Below are 16,576 nucleotides of genomic sequence, written 5' to 3' on the forward strand. Positions count from 1 at the left end.
CCTCGTACTCAACAACGAAGCGCTCGCTCGGCGACGCCGTGCGAGCGCTGGGCTGGTATCGCCAGTTCCGTGAAATTGTCCTGATGTTCGCCCTCATCAATATAGAATCGCTGTGTGAGCCTCTGTAACCGTGACTCAGCATCTATTCAACAGAGCAGTCCTGAAAAACCTAGTGTGTCGCCACACTACTCAGAGATATGCCCCATATACAGTAGTTTCAGAGTCGTTCGCGGGCGTCACGGATCTCTTCGACAGCATCGACCTCAATGTCGAGAGCCAACTCCAGTAATGCATCCCCGAGTGGAACCCCTTTGTCATCCTCTGGATCATCAGCCATGAACTCGGCGAAGTCATCAGTGGTGAGGCTCATGGTGCACAGTTACAGGGTTGCTCGCAAAAGCCTGCCGGTGAGCTGAATTAACAGTCGTCCCGCAGACTCAATCGACAACTTCTCGGGAGCGGGTTCTGGAAATGCCAGAACGCTTGCTCGAACCCGATGTCCGTGGACCGCCCTACCGAAGAAACTTGGAGTGGTTGTTCACTTTATGTGCCCTTTTGACCGAGCCTCTCACCACGGGTATACTTTCCATGATAGACGAGCATGTCAATACCCATCGCCGCTAGCGAAAGTCCACCGATGCCGGCCACTAGAACGAAAAAGAGACTGTTTTTGCTTCCCACGAACCCAAGTGGGAGTGACAGTCCGAGACAGATGTTTCCGAGGCCACTCCATTGATACCATGCCCAGCGGGCAGTTAGTTGCGTGTCTGTCGCTGCCACGATATCGAAGATGCCTGCCAGTCCTAGCAACGTCACCTGACTGAGTAGAAGTGGTGTTTTGAGTAGATTCTCAACAAGTAGGACGACACTACCGGTGATGAAAATAAGAAACGTACCAACGATGGCACTTAGTTGACGATTTCGTCGTTCATTCATGGATGGGCTAGTATCTGTACGTGGTATCTATTTGAAAAATTGTGTGACCGAAACGCGTGGTGGATATAGCTTGACCAGTCGCGAGCTTAAATTCCGGGAACGCTGATACTGGTGTTCTCACCGTTGTTGAGGCCCTCGCTGTTGGTAACAGGTTCTGAATCGAGCGTCGTTACACACGGACTTGACTCTCAACTCCTCGAGAGCGGCTTCTAGCGACCCCTGAAACTGCCACGAGGCTTGCTCGAACGCCTCGTCTGTCGGCCCGTCCCACCGCGGAAAGCCGGCGTGGTCGCTCACCTTGACGGTCCACTCTGCCGGTTCGTCGAATGGAGCTTGCGTTGGCAGTTCGACGATGTCGAGATACTCTTCGTCACCGTGAATGCCGGTGGCAGAATCCTCAACGCCGTGGCCGAGCAGGAACAGCGGTTGCTCGAGATGTGCCATGTTCGACGGGTCCAGCAAATCTTCCGGCTGATCAGCGCGAATGCTTCGCTCACATCTCTTGTCCATGTAGAGGCTCATACTCGAGAGCATCTCGAGGAAAATGAACTGCGCGGCGGCGTAGCTGGGACCACGTTCTGTTCGTGTCTCATCAAGCAACTGCTTGAGTCGAGTAAGGTCTTGGAGAACGCTTTCCGGATAACCGTCGGAATGCCGGTAGACCTGTGCGATGCGATTGGTTGAGTCCTGTTCTGCTGCAGACTCGTTTCGGTGGATGAATCGGAGTTGACTACGGTTTGACATCGATCTTTTCTCTCCGGCGCGGGTGCGCCGGCACCCATCACCGGCGCACAAACAACTCCTGCGGACAGGGTAATCTGGCGTCTAAGTACGGCTCCGTCGACTCTCCGTACCAGATGGGATACGTCTACGGGTTCGCCCATGGTGTTGGACTCGCCCTGCTCGAGACGTTCTCTCCGTAGAGTGAGTCATCAAACTGTTCACACAGTCCATATTGAGGTCTCCCGAATCGACAAGTACAGCATCTGCATTGACCACAACCCAGTCAGAATATATCACTTGCTGAGGATTCCAATAGAGTCGGCTCAGCCGATGAGTCCTCGCTCGAGGTCTGCATGGAGGACAACATTTTCTGGACCGACATCCTGACGATCAACCCAGGATTCGAGTTCAAAGTCGCCATCGTCAGCGACGTCCCCTTCTCGAGTCAGGGCTCGTCCGCCCCGGAGCTGTCGGAGTTCTGATCCCGATACATGGGCGGACGCGTCGCGGTGACCGGCTGCGACGCGCCCGCTCCGCCCGCCGTCGACGTCGGCTCAGGCGGCCGGGAGCGCCCACTGCCACGCCGATCTGAGGACGACGACGCCGAACGGGCCGCCGAACCCGGCGGCGGCCGCCCCGACGGAGGGAGCGTAATAGGCGAGGCCCGCCACGGCGGCGACGCCACAGGCTCCGACCACGGCCGCCACCCCGGCCACACGTCGGTCAAGCGGGCCGAACGCCGTCGTCTCGACGGGGAGTTCGAACGCCTCGACGGCCCGGTCATACTCCCGGAGGTGCGCGACGCTGAGGTCGTACTCCCCCACAGAGGGAGTGAGCGAGAACGTCCGAGTATCACAGGCGCGATCGACGAACTCTCCCTCACACAGTTCGGCGTCCCGGAGGTCGTCAACGGGGATCGTCCACTGAACCGCCTCGGTGAGGTCGTCGTACGCGACCACCGTGTCGTCGCGACACTGGTACGCCAGTGTACCGTGAGTGAGGGCGTACTCGACGGTCTTCAGCCCACCGATGCCGGCCGGCAGGAGGCCGAAACAGACCACCGTGGCAGCGACCAGCCCTGTCGATCCGCTGGTGAGCCCAACCCACGCGAAGAGGTACACCGGGCCGCTACCGATTGCGGACTTCGCGCCCCGCCAGAACGCGGCGCCGCGGACGGCGCGCCGGTCCGGACGGACCTCAGCCGTCGGCGACGCATCCGGAGCCGCCACAGGCGGGAGCGTCCCCACCCCCTTGTCGGTGGTGGACGACTGCCCGGCGCGGTAGTCCCCCCACTCCGCGAATAGCTTCACCGTGACGAACGCAACCAGCGCGCCGGTCGGACCACCGGCGGCCGCGAACCAGAGTAGCACCACGGCTACCCCGGCCTCGTTCTTCGCGCTTCTGATCACGTCCCGAGGGGTGCTCGTCTCGTAGCGCCGCTTGCGGAAGTACTCGCGGTTGATGACGCCGACTTGAGAGACAATCAGGGAGACGGCGCTCGCCGCCACCATCGGATCGGCGAGCATCGCCGGCACGTCGATGAAACGGCTCAGTACGGCGAGGTATATCCCAAGGAGCGCCACGCCAGCCCCGAACGCTTGCAAGACGAACGGGAAGTTCCGGGGGTAGATCGGTGGGAGCGAGTCGACGGCCGTGACGCTCCCACGCCGGCGGTTGAGGTCGCTCGGTCCGACGGAGACCCCGCCTAACTCGTCGGACTTGAGCGGGTTATCCTCCTGTGGGCGCTCCAGATCGTCGTAGTTCGGCGGGCGGCGCGCGAATAATGCCTTCAACCCGGCGAACGGGACAGCGACGACCAATTCCATCGCGTAGACGACCGCGAACGTCTGTGCGCTCCACCCGAGGTGGAACACGCCGACCAGCGGGATGACGTTCGCCGCGACTGTCACCAGAAACACGGCAGATGAATCGTTCGATGGTGGCTTCATAGATCCATCATCTGTAGTTTGAGCACGTCCAGTTCAATCTCGGCCATGTTCAACCAGCTTCCCTTCTTGAGATAATATGAATCTCCTACCTATATCGCTCGACGAAAGCGATCGCTCCAGGATACGTCCAAGTCGATCCAGATATCGCTTTTACCGTTGCGACGATGGTGTACACCAATGTAAGAAATATTGCAATCACTAGGACGATTATCAGGAGGAATCCGACGAGCCCAAACACGATATCGAGCGGGGCTGGGAGCAAAGAAACCTCAGTTGTTTCTCCTAGGACAGTGATCTCATCGGCGCCGAGAAAGAACATCACAAGGGCGACAATCATGAGTACGGACACGGTAACGTGCCAATTGATGGTGTGACGGGCGTTCGTCCGTGTGAACTCGTTATCTGAAACAGCGTACAGGATTAGGGGACCGAGAAATCCAGTAAACAGTCCAAGCAGGTGGACAAGGATGCCACCGATAGAGCGTTCATCGGACAGTTCAGGGTCAGATAGAGTTGCTGTGAATGTCATGGATGTGGTAATCTGTGATCTGCAGGTTGTTCTGTGTCTCTTTCATGTAGAATTTATATCATTATGGGTGTAAGTACCTTTGGTCTGGAAAACATGCGCCTTATTCCCTGCAAGATGATATGGAAACCATCTACAATTAATAGGTGTCTCAAGGTCAGTTCGCACAGCTACTTACCGGTCAATTCACCGCAACAGTCGGTGGATCAAACCAGTAGGAGAGTTCCCTGACACCCGCCGAGAACAAGATTTAGTCGGGACGGCGCGTAACTTCCGTGTATGCCATTCAGCGTCAGTTGGCACACGCTTCTCGAGCATCTGGATGAGCTGCCGGCAGACGCGACACTGATCACACCATTGTCGCACTCCCACATCCACATCACAGATATCCAGGAACACCGCATTATCGTCCAGTTCGACGAGTCCAGCGAGAAGCGCCCGCTTCAACGCGATCAGTTCGAGTCGCTGTATCATCAGATACAGACTGCGCACGATGGGTTCGATCTCGACCGGCTGCCGCCAGATGCTGACCCGTATCCAGCGGTGTTGAGCGTTCATCCCCGATTCGAGATCGACGAAGACGCGGGTGTGATCGCCGAGACAGACGGGCCGACGACGACCCAACTGGCCGACACAGCACATGAACCTGATGACGACGACCGCACCGAACCAGACGGCCTCGATGTCTACTCGGATGGCCTACTCCTGATCGATGCACTCGAGCGCCACGACGTAACCGACCTGCCTGACTTGGAGACGGCCACCCTCGTAAATCTCTACACGCTGCTGTCGGATGTCCAGCGTGATGCTAACGACTTTCGCCAGGAGGTCGCCGATGTGCTTCTCTCCCGGCTCCATCACGACCGTCCTGTTGCGGGCCAGTACGGCTCGGTCCAGCGTACGAGTCGCCGCAACCGCTCGCTCAAAGACGACGAGGACATCCTCTCGATGCTCGAGGCGGAAGGGATCGACCGCGAGCGGGTCATGAGCGTTGATCGCCAGAAGGTCGACGAAGCACTTGAGGTGACGACACTCACCGAGTCGGATGTCTACGAGATCGATGAGAGCGAGTACGTTCGCAAGGCGGAGGTCGACGACGACGTCAAGGAGTCGCGCCTTCAGGGCTTGAAGGACCGACTTGCCGCCAGCGAGGAGACAGAAGCCGAGGAACTGCGACAGGAGATCGAGGCCCTCGAAGAGCGTATCGATGACCTCACCAGCTTCCGGGCAGGGACGGAGGTACAGGGATGACTGGTGACAGCTTTTGTGGCATCACGTACAGAGCAAGGAATCAGCAGGGTTCCTCCCGGTCGTCCTGCAAGCTGACACTGGCAGTGTCAAGTTAGTCATCGTCGTCCTGCGAGCGGAGTTCGGTAGCCCGCTTCTCGAGTTGGCGGAGGATCGGGACACGTTGTTGGTGTTGGTTTTCGTAGGCGATGCAGGCTCTCAGTGTCTCCATATCGTGGATCATCGCGATGCTGGGTCGATGAGCCGTGTGTTCGGTGCTTCGAGCCGCTGCGCTGGTGAGAGGTCGTTTGTGTGTCCTGGCGTGTCGTTCATTGGGTGTTGCCTCTGCCCCTGTTGGAGAATGAAAAATTGTACTGCTCTGTGGACTTTTACAGGTGAGGAATGATTACATTCGAAATCGTCCGATCACTGTCCGGATCGACTCCTGTTTCACATACCCAATAACAGAAGCGACGATGATGGCACCGAGAAGTATTACTGCTGTAGAGACTTTTCCTGTTGCAAGTTCACCGCCGGCATAGACGGTAACAACATATGCTGGGAGGCGACCGATACTAATCACGGTGAGGAATGTTCGGAGACGCCATTTTGTGAGACCACTCAGGAAACAGATTGCGTCATCTGGAAGGCCGGGAATGATGACGAATGCCAACAGTCCAGGAATCCCAACCCGTTCGACGAACCCATCGAATCGAGTTAATACATTCTCGTGAAGGAGTTGCTCGACGAATGGCCGTCCAAATCGTTTGGCAAGGCAGAACGCGATTGAACTTCCGAGGAGGACGCCAACAAGGCTGTACACTGTTCCTGCAAGTGGCCCGAACACGTATCCCGAAACAAGTGCGACGAACTGCCCCGGAATGGGGGCCACAATAACTTGTACAGCTTGGACGAGAACGAATACGAGCGGTGCGAAGGCGCCAAATTGACCGATCCATGCGCGGAGTTCTTCGACATCGAAAACAAACGGTGCGTACTGTCGAGCACCGGCATATACCGCGAAGAACGTGGCTAGTAGAAGACAAACACCCACGAGACCGCGACGGAACGCCGCTCTAGAAGAGAAAACCTGCATTCAGCTCCACCAATTGTATTGATACAGCACACTTATCACAATCCAGCAGTCGAACCGGCTATAATCGTCCCCAAGAGAAAAACTGCTAATAGAAGTAAGATCAGCACAATCCCAGATATCTCTAAGATATCCATCCGACTATTGCTATACGCCGGTATAGAGAATAAGCTTTCGAAGGGAGGGTCAGGAAACGCTATCGGTAGCGACTGTGTCGATAAGAGCAGTGACTCAGTTGCATCATAGGTAGAGTTCGTTAGCACGCTTCTCGAGGTGTCGAAGAATGGGGAGGCGTTGCTGATGTTGGCTTTCGTAGACTATGCTGGCTCGTAGCCTGCTCATATCGTTGATAGTCGCGATGCTGGGATCAATGAGTTGTGTATTCAGTTCCTCATGCCACTGTGCTGGCTTTGCTCGCTCGAACGCGTCGTCTGCGGCCCGTTCCACCGAAGAAAGCCAGCGTGGTCGCTCGCCTTGACGGTCCACTCGACTGGTTCGTCAAATGGGTTCCGCGATGGCAGTTCGCCGCTATAGAGATACCCTTCGTCACCGTGGATACCAGTGATAGAATTCTCTCAACGTCATGACCGAACAGGAATAGCGGTTGCTCGAGGTTTACCATATCTGACGGAACTGCCCAGTCCCAAGAGCCGAGGTTTCTGTGGGTGGCATCAGGCTTTTATATATTGAATTTGTATTCAGTACTTGTATGGATACGCAATTCGAAGACAAGACTGCACTCGTCACCGGTGCAGGCTCAGGAATTGGTCGCGCAACCGCGGAACATTTCGCTCACCACGGTGCAAACGTCGTGGTCGCAGACATCGATACAGAGGGCGGAACTGAAACTGTTGACCAGATCGAAGCTGCTGGCGGGGAAGCAGTCTTTGTCCAAGTTGACGTGACCGATGAATCTGATGTCGAAGCAATGGTCGAAACTGCCTGTGACACCTACAGCGGCCTTGACATCGCACACAACAACGCGGGTATCGAAGGTGACAATGCACCACTCACCGAGCAGAGTATGGATAACTGGCAGCGTGTTCTGGACATCAATTTGACTGGTGTCTGGTTAGCGATGAAATACGAGCTTCCGAAACTCACAGATACTGATGGCGGTGCCATCGTAAACACGTCCTCGATTGCCGGACTCTCAGCAGACGGAAGCGCTCCATATACTGCAAGCAAACACGGGGTTGTTGGACTCACCAAGTCTGCCGCTGTCCGTTATGCCGAGCAAGGTGTCCGTATCAATGCTGTCTGTCCTGGCGTGGTTCGGACACCCATGGTCGAACGAACACTCGAGGAACACTCGGAGGCAGTTGAAGCAATGACCCGCGAACAGCCTCTGGGCAGAATGGCAGAGCCAGAGGAAATAGCCACCACTGTGGCGTGGTTGGCGTCCGACGATGCGTCGTTCGTGAACGGGCATGCGCTCCCGGTTGAGGGGGGAAAACTCGCCTGAGAAGACTGATCGTCCTGTAACTACTGTTGTGTTTCCCCACCGTCGACGGGAATCGCCTGCCCAGTGATGAACGAGGCTTCTTTTGAACAGAGCCACACAATCACGTTTGCTACTTCTTCAGGTGTCGCGGCACGTTCCATCGGGACGTTCTTGATAACCGCCTCGCGTTCTTCTTCGGACATCGATCGGAGAGCTGGTGTATCGACGATCGTTGGACAAACAGCGTTGACTCGGACACCATCTCCAGCAACCTCGAGAGCTGCTGTGCGTGTAAGCCCGACCACCGCATGTTTACTCGCTCCATAGGGTGCTCGACCTGGACTGCCTCGAATGCCGGCTTTCGAAGCGACGTTGACGATAGCGCCACCACCTGATTCGAGGAGTGCAGGGAGTTCGTATTTCATGCCGGCCCACACACCTGTTTGATTGACATCAATAACCTGATTCCAGTCTTCTTCGTCGATATCTGTTATCGGTGATGGTTGGTTGCCGGTCGCTGCGTTGTTGATAGCACAATCAAGTCGACCATGTTCTTCGAGTGTAGCGTCTATGAGTGCGGCTATCGAAGACGGACGGCTGGTGTCAACCTCGACAAAGGTCGCGGATCCATGATTGGTGTTGATCTGTTCGGCAGTTTCTTGACCGGCTTCGGTGTCGATATCTGCCACAATGACGTGTGCACCTTCATTCGCGAATCGTTGAGCAGTGGCATGTCCGATGCCGGAGCCGGCTCCGGTGATGAGCACGACGGAATCTGTATAGTCGAACATCTCTTTTATATATTGAATATTTTGTAAAGAGCCTTCTGGTACGCAGTTGCTTCCATATTTTGACCGAGCAAAACCTATTCCCGACGAGCAAACCCACCTGTGGCGATCGAATAGTGGTTGCTTGTTCATCACTCTGACAGTGAGCCCGACTTTCGGTGACGCTTTGAGGTAAGTATGCTTTCAAGTTGGATCATAAGCGGAGTGCTCAACTCACTGTAACAGAAGGGGAGCTGACACCTGATGCTACAGACCCTGAGTCACTACCTATCTCCTGTTAAAATACAGGCTCGAAACAGGTAACGAATACGAGCTACTCAGAAGAAGCGGTGATACGGTCGATATGAGTTTGAATTGCTTCTTTTAGCGACTCAATTGACTCGTCCGGGTGGTAGACCGTAAGCCGGCGTGCACGGGTCCCAATCAACAGAGAAAGGAACAACTCAGCTTCTACTGCTGGAGTGATGTCTTCGAACACACCAGCTTTGACGCCTCGAGAAAGAATGTCTTGAAGAAGGCTCTTGAGTTCGTTGTCCACGACAAGGTACTGTTCCCGACAGTCTTCGTCGTGTGGCGCATTAACTCGAAGCTCGAACATCGCTAGCATGACATGATACGTTTCTTCCTCGACGGTGGGTGGAAGAAGCGTATCAACGAGCGTTTCGAGTTCTCGCCGTGGTGACTGTGTGCTATCTGGAAGATTGGCAAGGAATTGCTGGAGCACGTAATCAAGGAAGTCGACGAGGAGTTCATCTCTGCCGTCATAGTGATAATAGATCAGTGTCTTGCTGTTTTCGAACTCGTCGGCGATGTGTTGGATTGTCAGATCGCCGTATCCGTGTTCACTGACGGCTTTGTATGTCGCTTCCATAATGTCTCGTTTTACGGGGTCCATCTGGTCGAGATCATTTCCAATGTTCATTGATAGAGTATCCGTGTTCAAGTAGCGTGTTCCTTTCGAGTTAGTGAACGTCCTGCAGTACTCCAGCGGATTGATTCTTGTCTACGTCATTCTCGGATGTGTCCTCGGCAAGCGACTCATCGGTATGTGCTCGAGCGAACGAATCGAGGGTGAGCTTTGCGCCGCCAAGGACGACAGGACCGATAAAGAGACCGATGGCTCCGAAGATGATGAGACCACCGAAGATGCCGACGACAACAATGGCGGAATTGAATGCACTAGTACGGCCAATCAGCGCAGGCCGAAGGTACGAGTCCGAGAACGTGACAATCAGCCCGTAAATGACCATCGCTACGCTGGCGGTTGGTCTACCCATTCCAATCAAATAAGCCGCTGCCGGAATCCAGATCCCGAACGCACCGACCAGCGGAAGTAGTGTCAGAACGAACGTCGCAACAGTGAGGAAAACGATAGCGGGGACACCTGCGATCGCTAGTCCAACTCCAAGCATCACCGCCTGAATAGCTGCAACGGCGACGTTCCCGACGATCGAGGCCCACATGAGCTGATCTAAACTAGTTCGGAGTTCTGCCAATACCTCGTTGTCGATCGGCAATACCCACTGCAGCCATGCGACGAGTTGTTCCCCATCTCGCAATAGTGCAAAGAGGACGAACAGCGTGACGGTCAGGCCGATGAAGATACTGGGGAGATCACCGACGACAGTAATGATCTCTCTTATGATCTCTTGGAGAGTGGACGCAATCCGGTGTTGATTTGCATCATATAGTCCAACAAGATCGGCCTCGTACCCGTTGCTCTCAAGATTGACTTCGATCGTCCCGAGGATCTCTTTGACCGCTTCACCGTTGGGTTGTCCCTGTCTGATCGCACGGACAACCCGGAACGACTGTTCAACTGCAGTCACAACAATATAGATGAGCGGGAGCAGTACGACGAGTACAGTTGCTGTGACCACCACGATCGCTGCAACTGTCGGTCTGATATATTGCTCGAGGTGGTGCTGCACAGGTAACATAATATACGCGAGTACGATTCCGAAGAGGATGTACTGCAGATACGGGAGGAAAACGAACAGTGCGAGCAGACTGCTCACCAGTGCGAGTATAGTTAAGCCGAGCTGTGCGGTGACCCAGTTCGGCAAATTAGTACTATCTGTCACACATGAACATCCATTCAACATATAAATGAATCTGGTGATACGAGGTATTGAACACGGTCTATGTATGGCAATCGCCAGTCTTCGGGGAACTGGTGTAGCCAACGGTCCCGAAAGCCCGGAACGGTGGCATCCTTAGGTTTCGTGAACCGCCACGGGCGCGGTGGCCCGTGGCTTCCCGTGGATTAGTCGGACACACCCGCGACACCATCGGCGTGGTGACCTCTGGCGGTGTCGTGGGTCACGGTCGGCTGGGTCACACAGCCCGATGCCTGCCGTCGCAGCTTCCGCACGTTGGGAAGCGTCTTGAGAGCAGGCACATTCCTATCCAGTGTCGCCAATCCCTTCTTGGCGATGTTGATAGCCGCGTTCCGGTCAGCGTGGTCTTGCCGCCCACAATTCACGCACTTGAATCGCTTCTTGTTCCGGTTTGCACGAGTTGTCTGCTCACACTCGGTGAGTGAACACGCCTGACTCGTGTATTCCGGGTTGATTTCGTCGGACGGAACCCCCTGGAACGCGGCTTTGTACGTGATGAACTCTCGAAGTTTGCGGAACGGAAGTGAGTGAAGGCGACGGTTCATCCGGGTGCCATAGTCAATCGAGTTCCGCATCTCTTTGAGGTCTTCAAAGACGATGACGGGCTTCTCGAACTGAGACACCCACTCCACGACTTGTCGAGAGACTTTGTGGAGTTGGTCGTGGACGAACCGTTCCTCTTGTTGCTCGAACGCCCGGTCGAACGACGACTTCCCGTTGTTTTGCATCCGCTTTCGCATCGTGAAATATCGATGGCGTTCCTCCTTGATTTCAGGGAAGTCGATGACCACCGAATCAACAATGTCGTCCTCGTGGAGGGCAGCGAGCGCAACGCAGTCCTCGTTAATATCCACACCCACCACCATTCGTGAATCCTCTTTGTCTTGGATATCGGCCTCCGTGTGGGTGATATTGATGTGGAGTTCGTACTTCTCGTTCCGCCTCATTGCTTCTGCCGTTCCGACACGCCACGCATCGGATTGGATGGCGTGGCGGAGTTGTTCGAGGGCGTGGGTGAACCGCAAAGAGTGCCTTTCACCGGGGTGTACGGCTTCGCGCTGAGACGGTAACGGATACAGTTGTCTTCGAGGAACAGGTTGTACCCTTCCTCGTAGTTTGACCGGAGCGGGTACGCGCTGTCTGTGGTGTGGCTGGGTTGGTTGTAGTCGTCGTACTCGTAATAGTTTTCCATCGCTTCAAGCGACTTCTGTACGACGAGTTGGGTGGTGTTGTTCACAAGGTCGGCGTCAGACTCCAAGTCTTTCCGAATCTTATCCCAGCCATCACCGTTCTTTGCCCGGCGGATGGTTTCGTTGTACACGCGGCGGGCTTCGAGGAAGGCGTCGTCCAGAAGTTGCTGACCGGACTCGTCTGGTTGGAGTTGAAAAACGAGTGTTTTGGTCAGCGACTTCTGCATATTCTAATCGTGGTACTGCGGTCTTGTAAAAGTATAGAAGGAGGATGATAGGTTGGCCGAGTGTCGGGCTTCACCCCCGCGCCCGGTGGCGCGGGGTACTCGCCCTCGTTTCTTTAGTATAGAATCCCGATAGGTTGTACGAGAGCGTACTCTCGTGAACGTCGAAGCGAGGATTCGGTCAGACGAGCAGACTTACTGCTGGGAGAGGCTGAGTTAATTTCCCAGCCCCGTACCAGCGCGGGGGTTGTTGTCCCTGCTTCGGCTTTCGTTAAGCCTGCTATGATGAAGTGTTGTTTGTCGCGGTACTACTGTCGTCAGGACAAGCCATCAGTGTTGATAGGGTCTTTGCTTCCAGCCCGCCTTCGTTGTTGATGACAACTCGTGTTGAGGATTGATTACAGTCGAAATTTTCCGGGGAAACTTGCTCAGTCTTTGTAGTATCTGTTTCGAGAATACTCATATGTATCTGGTAGGTGTTGCTCTCACTCAGTGTGAGTAGAACTGTCCCATTGGCTTCGATGGTATAGACACCATCCAATTGTGTCGTTGATCCGCTCTTGACGATAATTCTGCCTGTCCACACTTGATCGGTTGGATTACGTAACATAACGTTGTGAGTCCCCTTTCCAGTGTCTTGGAGTACCGATTCATCACCAAGTGTGTACGACGTTGACCCACCGGCGGCGACGTGTTCCGTGATGACGCTTGGACAAGCCATTCGTGTCGAGAGTACTGTGGAGTCGAGTGAGCCGTCAGCTTGCATACCGACTGTTGTTCGGGTTACGTTACAGGAAAATTGGCCGGGACCGATGGTGACTGACTCTGTCGTGTCTGTCTTGGGAACAGTCACTTGGGTATCGTAAGTACCGAGATCCGTAAGGGTAGCAACAACGGTTGCAGCCGATTCGAGTTCGAACTGCTCATTGAGAACGCTACTGTTAGACTGCATGATCACAAACGTAGCTGTCTGTGTTTCGCCTGTCTGATTCGTAAGTACGACGTGGTGTGGCGTCCGGAGACCGCCCTCCGTCAGTGATCCTGTTCCGAGAGTTCGTTCAGCAGTACTACCCTCTCTAATGAGCGTTTTTTCAGCCCCTATCTTGGTCTCTGTCTGCGTGCTGTCTTGTATCTCAGTGGACGGTTGGCTGTTTGTCTTATTTTCCTCTTCGCTGGGACTCGCTTGCGAGGTACAACCAGCTACTGCGGTCGTCAAACCGACGCTAACCGTTGTCAGAAACGCTCTACGTTCCATACCTTTCTGTAATAGTGCGGTATATATCGTGCTATCCCAAATTCAAAGACGTCTTTGAGTCCTTCTCGAACTCATGTCAAGTGTTGATTCTTTTGCGCCGGAAGGTAGGCTCGCCAGTACCAAATTCCGAATAGAGAGACGGTTATGAGTAAGCCGATTCCAAGGACAAAGCCACCAGGCCCAGTACTGAATGTGGTAATATTCTCCCAGAGGGTAGGCTCAGGTTGCTGAATAGGGGCCCGAACCGTCCGGACTCGGGGAGAAGGTGTGGCTTTAGTTCCGGCCCACCGCGTATGGACGAGCGCACTGACGAGTCCGATGATACTGACTGCACCGAGTACTCGACGTAATGCGGTTGCGAGTGAAGGAGTTGCTCGCTCAGCCCCTGCAAACAGGACGAGCGTGCTATTGGTCGGCCCGTAGACATCCATTTCGCGGCCCTGCTTAGAGTACCAGGTCCCGATTATTTCGACTAGGTTTGCATCCTCGAGCCGTTCAAGATGATAACTGACATTCTGGACCGAGGAGTCAAGTTTGGTAGCGATTTCAGACGCTGTTGTTGGTTCATCGTAAATAGCACTGAGAATATGTCGTGCTGTCGCTGAAGAAACTGCTGACAAGATCTGATCTGCGGCATCATCTTCGAACTCGACAAGTTTGGGTTCTAGGTCACGATCGGCTGCAGATTCAGTCGATGGCTTAAGTGGCAAAAGCGATGACATAGCGTTGATTTGTCTCTACAGTATTAAACAGATATGGAACACTCAAAGAACGATTTAAGTCCATATTGGACTGACCTCTTTTCTTCTTTAGTCAGAAAATTCACTTCTCTTGTCCTGGTTCCATGACAAGCGTTCTGTTTCTGCAATATGATCAGTCAAGCGTACAAGCCGCCGCGATTGCTCGCTCAAAAGCGACAAGGAATTCTTCTCTATGCTTGAGGTAGAAGAGATCGGCTGCGAGCGCGTCATGAGCGCCGACTAGCAGAAGGGTGACGACGGTCTCGAGCGCTGTAACTGGCCCGGATATGTTCGTGATCGAAACGTGAATATGTTCGTAAGCGGGAGTCGACGACCTCGTTGGGTTAGTTTTGCCGTGCTCGCTTGAAGAAGGCGATTGCAGCGCCGAGGAGCACGAGATTCTGAAGGAACGAGGTGAGTTCTTGATCGTATGATTCTTCGTCGACAGCCCAGAAATCGTGCATGACCGGAGTCACGCCGATAAAGAACGCGGCGATACTGGCTGCAGACAGTTTGGGCAGTTTCCAGAGGCCGATGCCAAGGCCGCCACCGAGGAGGAGACCACTCGAGGCGGGAACGAGTTTGTCTGCGAGGGGGACGCCTTTGGCATCTGCATAGGCGATTCGTCCGTCAAGATTCGTCAGGTTGCGGAGTGCGAGTGCTGCAAGCCCGCTCCCAAAGAGGAGTCGACCGAGCAACGACGGTGGGCTCTCGTGAGCAGAGTCGGAATCAGACATCAACTAGACCAGAGGGCGCTGGCGGGTTAACTACCACTATCTCTGACGCTCCTGCCGCTATCTCGTGTAGAGTACATAGACAGTGGTACACAGCGAATGTGGTGTCTGTCCGAAGATGCTCGCCAGAACGCTATCGGTGAGAGGCTATGTCAGATGACGTGTCGAGTTAGTCATTGTCCTCCTGCGAACGGAGTTCGTTGGCCCGCTTCTCGAGTTGGCGGAGGATCGGAACTCGTTGTTGGTGCTGGTTTTCATAGGCGATGCAGGCTCGCAGCGTCTCCATATCGTTGATCGTTGCGATGCTGGCGTCGATGAGTCGTGTGTTCGGTGCCTCGAGTCGCTGTGCTGGTGAGAGTTTACTCGAGTTTCGAGGTTGCTCTGACGGATCGCTCATTGAGTATCGCTCCCGCCCCTAGTGGGGCACGAAAAACTGTACTGCTCTCTGGCTCTTTCCGCAAGTGAGGGATGACCACTTGCTACGGTACGTACAGACAGTGTATTTATTATATCCAGACATGTATTAATAGGCATGAATCAAATTGAGTCTGTTGGTGTTTTATTCATCGGACTTGGGCTCATCACCGGTTCAACAGCGACAGTACAGGGCTTTTCGAGAGTGGTCGTCCCTTCGGTTTTCCTCATCGGCCTCGGTATCGTTGTGACCATAGTTGGAAAGTATCGCTGACCGACACATATGTGTAGTGACCGTATGTTTCACACTGATTACTGTCTGTGAATCACTATTATTAATATAAAACCACGATAATGATCACCAACAATGGATGGGGAATGGCGACAATGAAACTCCGACGCCCAACAGACTTCCTAATCCTTGAGGAGCTCGATAAGAGGGGACGCAACGTTGCGTCGAATCTCGCGGCACATACGGGGAAGAGCCGTAAGAACATCAATACTCGGCTACCGGTGCTTGCAGATTATGGTCTCGTACGCAAAATAGGACCCAAAGAACGGTCTGGACTGTATGAAATCACACCAAAGGGGCAAGCCGCACTCGCTCATAGAGACGAGTACAGGAGGGTAGGGGATTTCGAACAGTTGATCGAAGACGCGAAGTAACGACGACTAATTGAACTGCGACCGCTCCTCGAGACACATGATTGCTTTGAGCGATTAGCTTGCTCTCTCGCTCTCACCAGCTGTTAGCGTTCTGCGCCATAGACGATTTTCGAGGGAGCTTCGTAGCCACAGTCAGGACAGTCGAACCATCGCTGGACCTTCGCACCAGTGGCAGACTTCTGGCCGACAATGACGTCGTCGTTTGGACACTCAGGACAAGCGAGTTCGGGGGCTGGGCGGTTCCGAAGTTCATCCCGAACGCTGGTCGCCTCCTTCGTCTCGAAGCCACGCGACCACACCGGATAGCCGTCGACGAGAATCGCTGCCCGCCACTTGTACGCGTAGGAGTCCGGGGCACGATGCAGGATGGCTCGTGCTCCAGTCTCCGTGTTTCGATATGCCAGCGTGGGTGTTCGACTCTCTCGCGTCCAGTTGGTGATTCGGGGCATGAGTACTCAGAAATGGACGTCTGCCGGCACGATCCAGCACGTCTCGCTCTCGTCAGTGTCCTCGAGGAGGCGATCGAGGTGTCTGCGATGGCGGATCC

Annotated in this window: 19 protein-coding genes and 3 pseudogenes; 6 read left to right on the forward strand and 16 right to left on the reverse strand. The window is 54.5% G+C overall.

The window, feature by feature from the left end; genetic code table 11:
* Positions 1 to 128: pseudogene (locus BSG09_RS20445) on the forward strand (IS5/IS1182 family transposase); the annotation flags it as partial.
* An 89-nt stretch (positions 129 to 217) separates the two neighbouring features.
* On the opposite strand, the gene BSG09_RS21020 reads toward BSG09_RS20445, so the two are convergent.
* From BSG09_RS21020 to BSG09_RS18425, 3 genes are all read right to left on the reverse strand, one after another.
* Positions 218 to 370: a hypothetical protein gene (locus tag BSG09_RS21020; protein ID WP_165396990.1), complete on the reverse strand. Its 153-nt coding sequence runs from the start codon at positions 368 to 370 to the stop codon at positions 218 to 220.
* Between the two features lie 173 nt (positions 371 to 543).
* Positions 544 to 936 carry a hypothetical protein gene (locus BSG09_RS18420; RefSeq protein ID WP_092935757.1) on the reverse strand — a complete coding sequence of 131 codons (393 nt, stop codon included), beginning with the start codon at positions 934 to 936 and terminating at the stop codon, positions 544 to 546.
* Positions 937 to 1,053: 117 nt separating this feature from the next.
* Complete coding sequence (locus BSG09_RS18425) at positions 1,054 to 1,680, reverse strand: hypothetical protein (RefSeq protein ID WP_092935759.1); 627 nt, start codon at positions 1,678 to 1,680, stop codon at positions 1,054 to 1,056.
* A 332-nt stretch (positions 1,681 to 2,012) separates the two neighbouring features.
* Between BSG09_RS18425 and BSG09_RS21645 the strand changes: the two genes are divergently transcribed.
* Entirely contained in the window at positions 2,013 to 2,141 is a 129-nt protein-coding gene (locus BSG09_RS21645) for a hypothetical protein (protein WP_262488534.1), read from the forward strand.
* 72 nt (positions 2,142 to 2,213) lie between these two features.
* Here BSG09_RS21645 and BSG09_RS18430 read toward each other — a convergent pair whose 3' ends face one another.
* Positions 2,214 to 3,608 (reverse strand): DUF6498-containing protein, encoded by a 1,395-nt coding sequence (locus tag BSG09_RS18430; RefSeq protein WP_175542259.1) that lies wholly within the window; start codon positions 3,606 to 3,608, stop codon positions 2,214 to 2,216.
* A gap of 85 nt (positions 3,609 to 3,693) precedes the next feature.
* Positions 3,694 to 4,137, reverse strand: coding sequence for a DUF4870 domain-containing protein (locus BSG09_RS18435; RefSeq protein ID WP_092935763.1), 444 nt, complete (start codon positions 4,135 to 4,137; stop codon positions 3,694 to 3,696).
* A gap of 276 nt (positions 4,138 to 4,413) precedes the next feature.
* Between BSG09_RS18435 and BSG09_RS18440 the strand changes: the two genes are divergently transcribed.
* Entirely contained in the window at positions 4,414 to 5,385 is a 972-nt protein-coding gene (locus BSG09_RS18440) for a hypothetical protein (protein WP_092935765.1), read from the forward strand.
* Between the two features lie 91 nt (positions 5,386 to 5,476).
* Here BSG09_RS18440 and BSG09_RS18445 read toward each other — a convergent pair.
* A pseudogene (locus BSG09_RS18445) lies at positions 5,477 to 5,694 on the reverse strand (hypothetical protein).
* A 73-nt stretch (positions 5,695 to 5,767) separates the two neighbouring features.
* Positions 5,768 to 6,457 (reverse strand): TVP38/TMEM64 family protein, encoded by a 690-nt coding sequence (locus tag BSG09_RS18450; protein ID WP_092935767.1) that lies wholly within the window; start codon positions 6,455 to 6,457, stop codon positions 5,768 to 5,770.
* Positions 6,458 to 7,163: 706 nt separating this feature from the next.
* On the opposite strand from BSG09_RS18450, the gene BSG09_RS18460 reads away from it, so the two are divergent.
* Complete coding sequence (locus tag BSG09_RS18460; protein ID WP_092935771.1) at positions 7,164 to 7,919, forward strand: glucose 1-dehydrogenase; 756 nt, start codon at positions 7,164 to 7,166, stop codon at positions 7,917 to 7,919.
* A gap of 20 nt (positions 7,920 to 7,939) precedes the next feature.
* Here the strand turns inward: BSG09_RS18460 and BSG09_RS18465 are convergent, their stop codons facing one another.
* The 8 genes and pseudogenes from BSG09_RS18465 to BSG09_RS18500 form a co-directional block, all read right to left on the reverse strand.
* A complete protein-coding gene (locus BSG09_RS18465) occupies positions 7,940 to 8,689 on the reverse strand; it encodes an SDR family NAD(P)-dependent oxidoreductase (protein WP_092935773.1) in 750 nt (249 codons plus the stop codon).
* A 310-nt stretch (positions 8,690 to 8,999) separates the two neighbouring features.
* Positions 9,000 to 9,608 carry a TetR/AcrR family transcriptional regulator gene (locus BSG09_RS18470; protein ID WP_223174768.1) on the reverse strand — a complete coding sequence of 203 codons (609 nt, stop codon included), beginning with the start codon at positions 9,606 to 9,608 and terminating at the stop codon, positions 9,000 to 9,002.
* Between the two features lie 40 nt (positions 9,609 to 9,648).
* Positions 9,649 to 10,770 carry an AI-2E family transporter gene (locus BSG09_RS18475; RefSeq protein ID WP_092935777.1) on the reverse strand — a complete coding sequence of 374 codons (1,122 nt, stop codon included), beginning with the start codon at positions 10,768 to 10,770 and terminating at the stop codon, positions 9,649 to 9,651.
* A 182-nt stretch (positions 10,771 to 10,952) separates the two neighbouring features.
* Positions 10,953 to 12,223: pseudogene (locus BSG09_RS18480) on the reverse strand (RNA-guided endonuclease InsQ/TnpB family protein).
* 277 nt (positions 12,224 to 12,500) lie between these two features.
* Complete coding sequence (locus tag BSG09_RS18485) at positions 12,501 to 13,475, reverse strand: hypothetical protein (RefSeq protein ID WP_175542260.1); 975 nt, start codon at positions 13,473 to 13,475, stop codon at positions 12,501 to 12,503.
* Between the two features lie 71 nt (positions 13,476 to 13,546).
* On the reverse strand, positions 13,547 to 14,197 hold the full coding sequence (locus BSG09_RS18490) for an ArsR/SmtB family transcription factor (RefSeq protein ID WP_092935779.1): 651 nt from the start codon (positions 14,195 to 14,197) through the stop codon (positions 13,547 to 13,549).
* A 362-nt stretch (positions 14,198 to 14,559) separates the two neighbouring features.
* A complete protein-coding gene (locus tag BSG09_RS18495; RefSeq protein WP_092935781.1) occupies positions 14,560 to 14,952 on the reverse strand; it encodes a DoxX family membrane protein in 393 nt (130 codons plus the stop codon).
* A 166-nt stretch (positions 14,953 to 15,118) separates the two neighbouring features.
* Positions 15,119 to 15,346: a hypothetical protein gene (locus BSG09_RS18500; RefSeq protein ID WP_092935783.1), complete on the reverse strand. Its 228-nt coding sequence runs from the start codon at positions 15,344 to 15,346 to the stop codon at positions 15,119 to 15,121.
* A gap of 135 nt (positions 15,347 to 15,481) precedes the next feature.
* Here BSG09_RS18500 and BSG09_RS21025 point away from each other — a divergent pair, with 135 nt between their 5' ends.
* Both BSG09_RS21025 and BSG09_RS18505 read left to right on the forward strand, forming a co-directional pair.
* The gene (locus BSG09_RS21025; protein WP_165396988.1) at positions 15,482 to 15,637 is read left to right on the forward strand and encodes a hypothetical protein; all 156 of its coding nucleotides are present in this window, start codon (positions 15,482 to 15,484) and stop codon (positions 15,635 to 15,637) included.
* A 113-nt stretch (positions 15,638 to 15,750) separates the two neighbouring features.
* On the forward strand, positions 15,751 to 16,029 hold the full coding sequence (locus BSG09_RS18505; protein ID WP_092935789.1) for a winged helix-turn-helix transcriptional regulator: 279 nt from the start codon (positions 15,751 to 15,753) through the stop codon (positions 16,027 to 16,029).
* An 83-nt stretch (positions 16,030 to 16,112) separates the two neighbouring features.
* Here BSG09_RS18505 and BSG09_RS18510 read toward each other — a convergent pair whose 3' ends face one another.
* A complete protein-coding gene (locus tag BSG09_RS18510; protein WP_092935785.1) occupies positions 16,113 to 16,478 on the reverse strand; it encodes a DUF7568 family protein in 366 nt (121 codons plus the stop codon).
* Between the last annotated feature and the right edge of the window lie 98 nt (positions 16,479 to 16,576).

The sequence above is a fragment of the Natrinema hispanicum genome, from assembly GCF_900111485.1.
Lineage (GTDB): Archaea > Halobacteriota > Halobacteria > Halobacteriales > Natrialbaceae > Natrinema > Natrinema hispanicum_A.

Coding starts and splice junctions, on each gene's coding strand:
- BSG09_RS18505 (WP_092935789.1), top strand. CDS start 15,751: ATGAAACTCCGACGCCCAACAGACTTCCTAATCCTTGAGGAGCTCGAT.
- BSG09_RS18430 (WP_175542259.1), bottom strand. CDS start 3,608: ATGAAGCCACCATCGAACGATTCATCTGCCGTGTTTCTGGTGACAGTC.
- BSG09_RS18485 (WP_175542260.1), bottom strand. CDS start 13,475: ATGGAACGTAGAGCGTTTCTGACAACGGTTAGCGTCGGTTTGACGACC.
- BSG09_RS18440 (WP_092935765.1), top strand. CDS start 4,414: ATGCCATTCAGCGTCAGTTGGCACACGCTTCTCGAGCATCTGGATGAG.
- BSG09_RS18465 (WP_092935773.1), bottom strand. CDS start 8,689: ATGTTCGACTATACAGATTCCGTCGTGCTCATCACCGGAGCCGGCTCC.
- BSG09_RS21025 (WP_165396988.1), top strand. CDS start 15,482: ATGAATCAAATTGAGTCTGTTGGTGTTTTATTCATCGGACTTGGGCTC.
- BSG09_RS18470 (WP_223174768.1), bottom strand. CDS start 9,608: ATGAACATTGGAAATGATCTCGACCAGATGGACCCCGTAAAACGAGAC.
- BSG09_RS18500 (WP_092935783.1), bottom strand. CDS start 15,346: ATGAGCGATCCGTCAGAGCAACCTCGAAACTCGAGTAAACTCTCACCA.
- BSG09_RS18435 (WP_092935763.1), bottom strand. CDS start 4,137: ATGACATTCACAGCAACTCTATCTGACCCTGAACTGTCCGATGAACGC.
- BSG09_RS18425 (WP_092935759.1), bottom strand. CDS start 1,680: ATGTCAAACCGTAGTCAACTCCGATTCATCCACCGAAACGAGTCTGCA.
- BSG09_RS18460 (WP_092935771.1), top strand. CDS start 7,164: ATGGATACGCAATTCGAAGACAAGACTGCACTCGTCACCGGTGCAGGC.
- BSG09_RS18420 (WP_092935757.1), bottom strand. CDS start 936: ATGAATGAACGACGAAATCGTCAACTAAGTGCCATCGTTGGTACGTTT.
- BSG09_RS18495 (WP_092935781.1), bottom strand. CDS start 14,952: ATGTCTGATTCCGACTCTGCTCACGAGAGCCCACCGTCGTTGCTCGGT.
- BSG09_RS21645 (WP_262488534.1), top strand. CDS start 2,013: ATGGAGGACAACATTTTCTGGACCGACATCCTGACGATCAACCCAGGA.
- BSG09_RS21020 (WP_165396990.1), bottom strand. CDS start 370: ATGAGCCTCACCACTGATGACTTCGCCGAGTTCATGGCTGATGATCCA.
- BSG09_RS18450 (WP_092935767.1), bottom strand. CDS start 6,457: ATGCAGGTTTTCTCTTCTAGAGCGGCGTTCCGTCGCGGTCTCGTGGGT.
- BSG09_RS18510 (WP_092935785.1), bottom strand. CDS start 16,478: ATGCCCCGAATCACCAACTGGACGCGAGAGAGTCGAACACCCACGCTG.
- BSG09_RS18490 (WP_092935779.1), bottom strand. CDS start 14,197: ATGTCATCGCTTTTGCCACTTAAGCCATCGACTGAATCTGCAGCCGAT.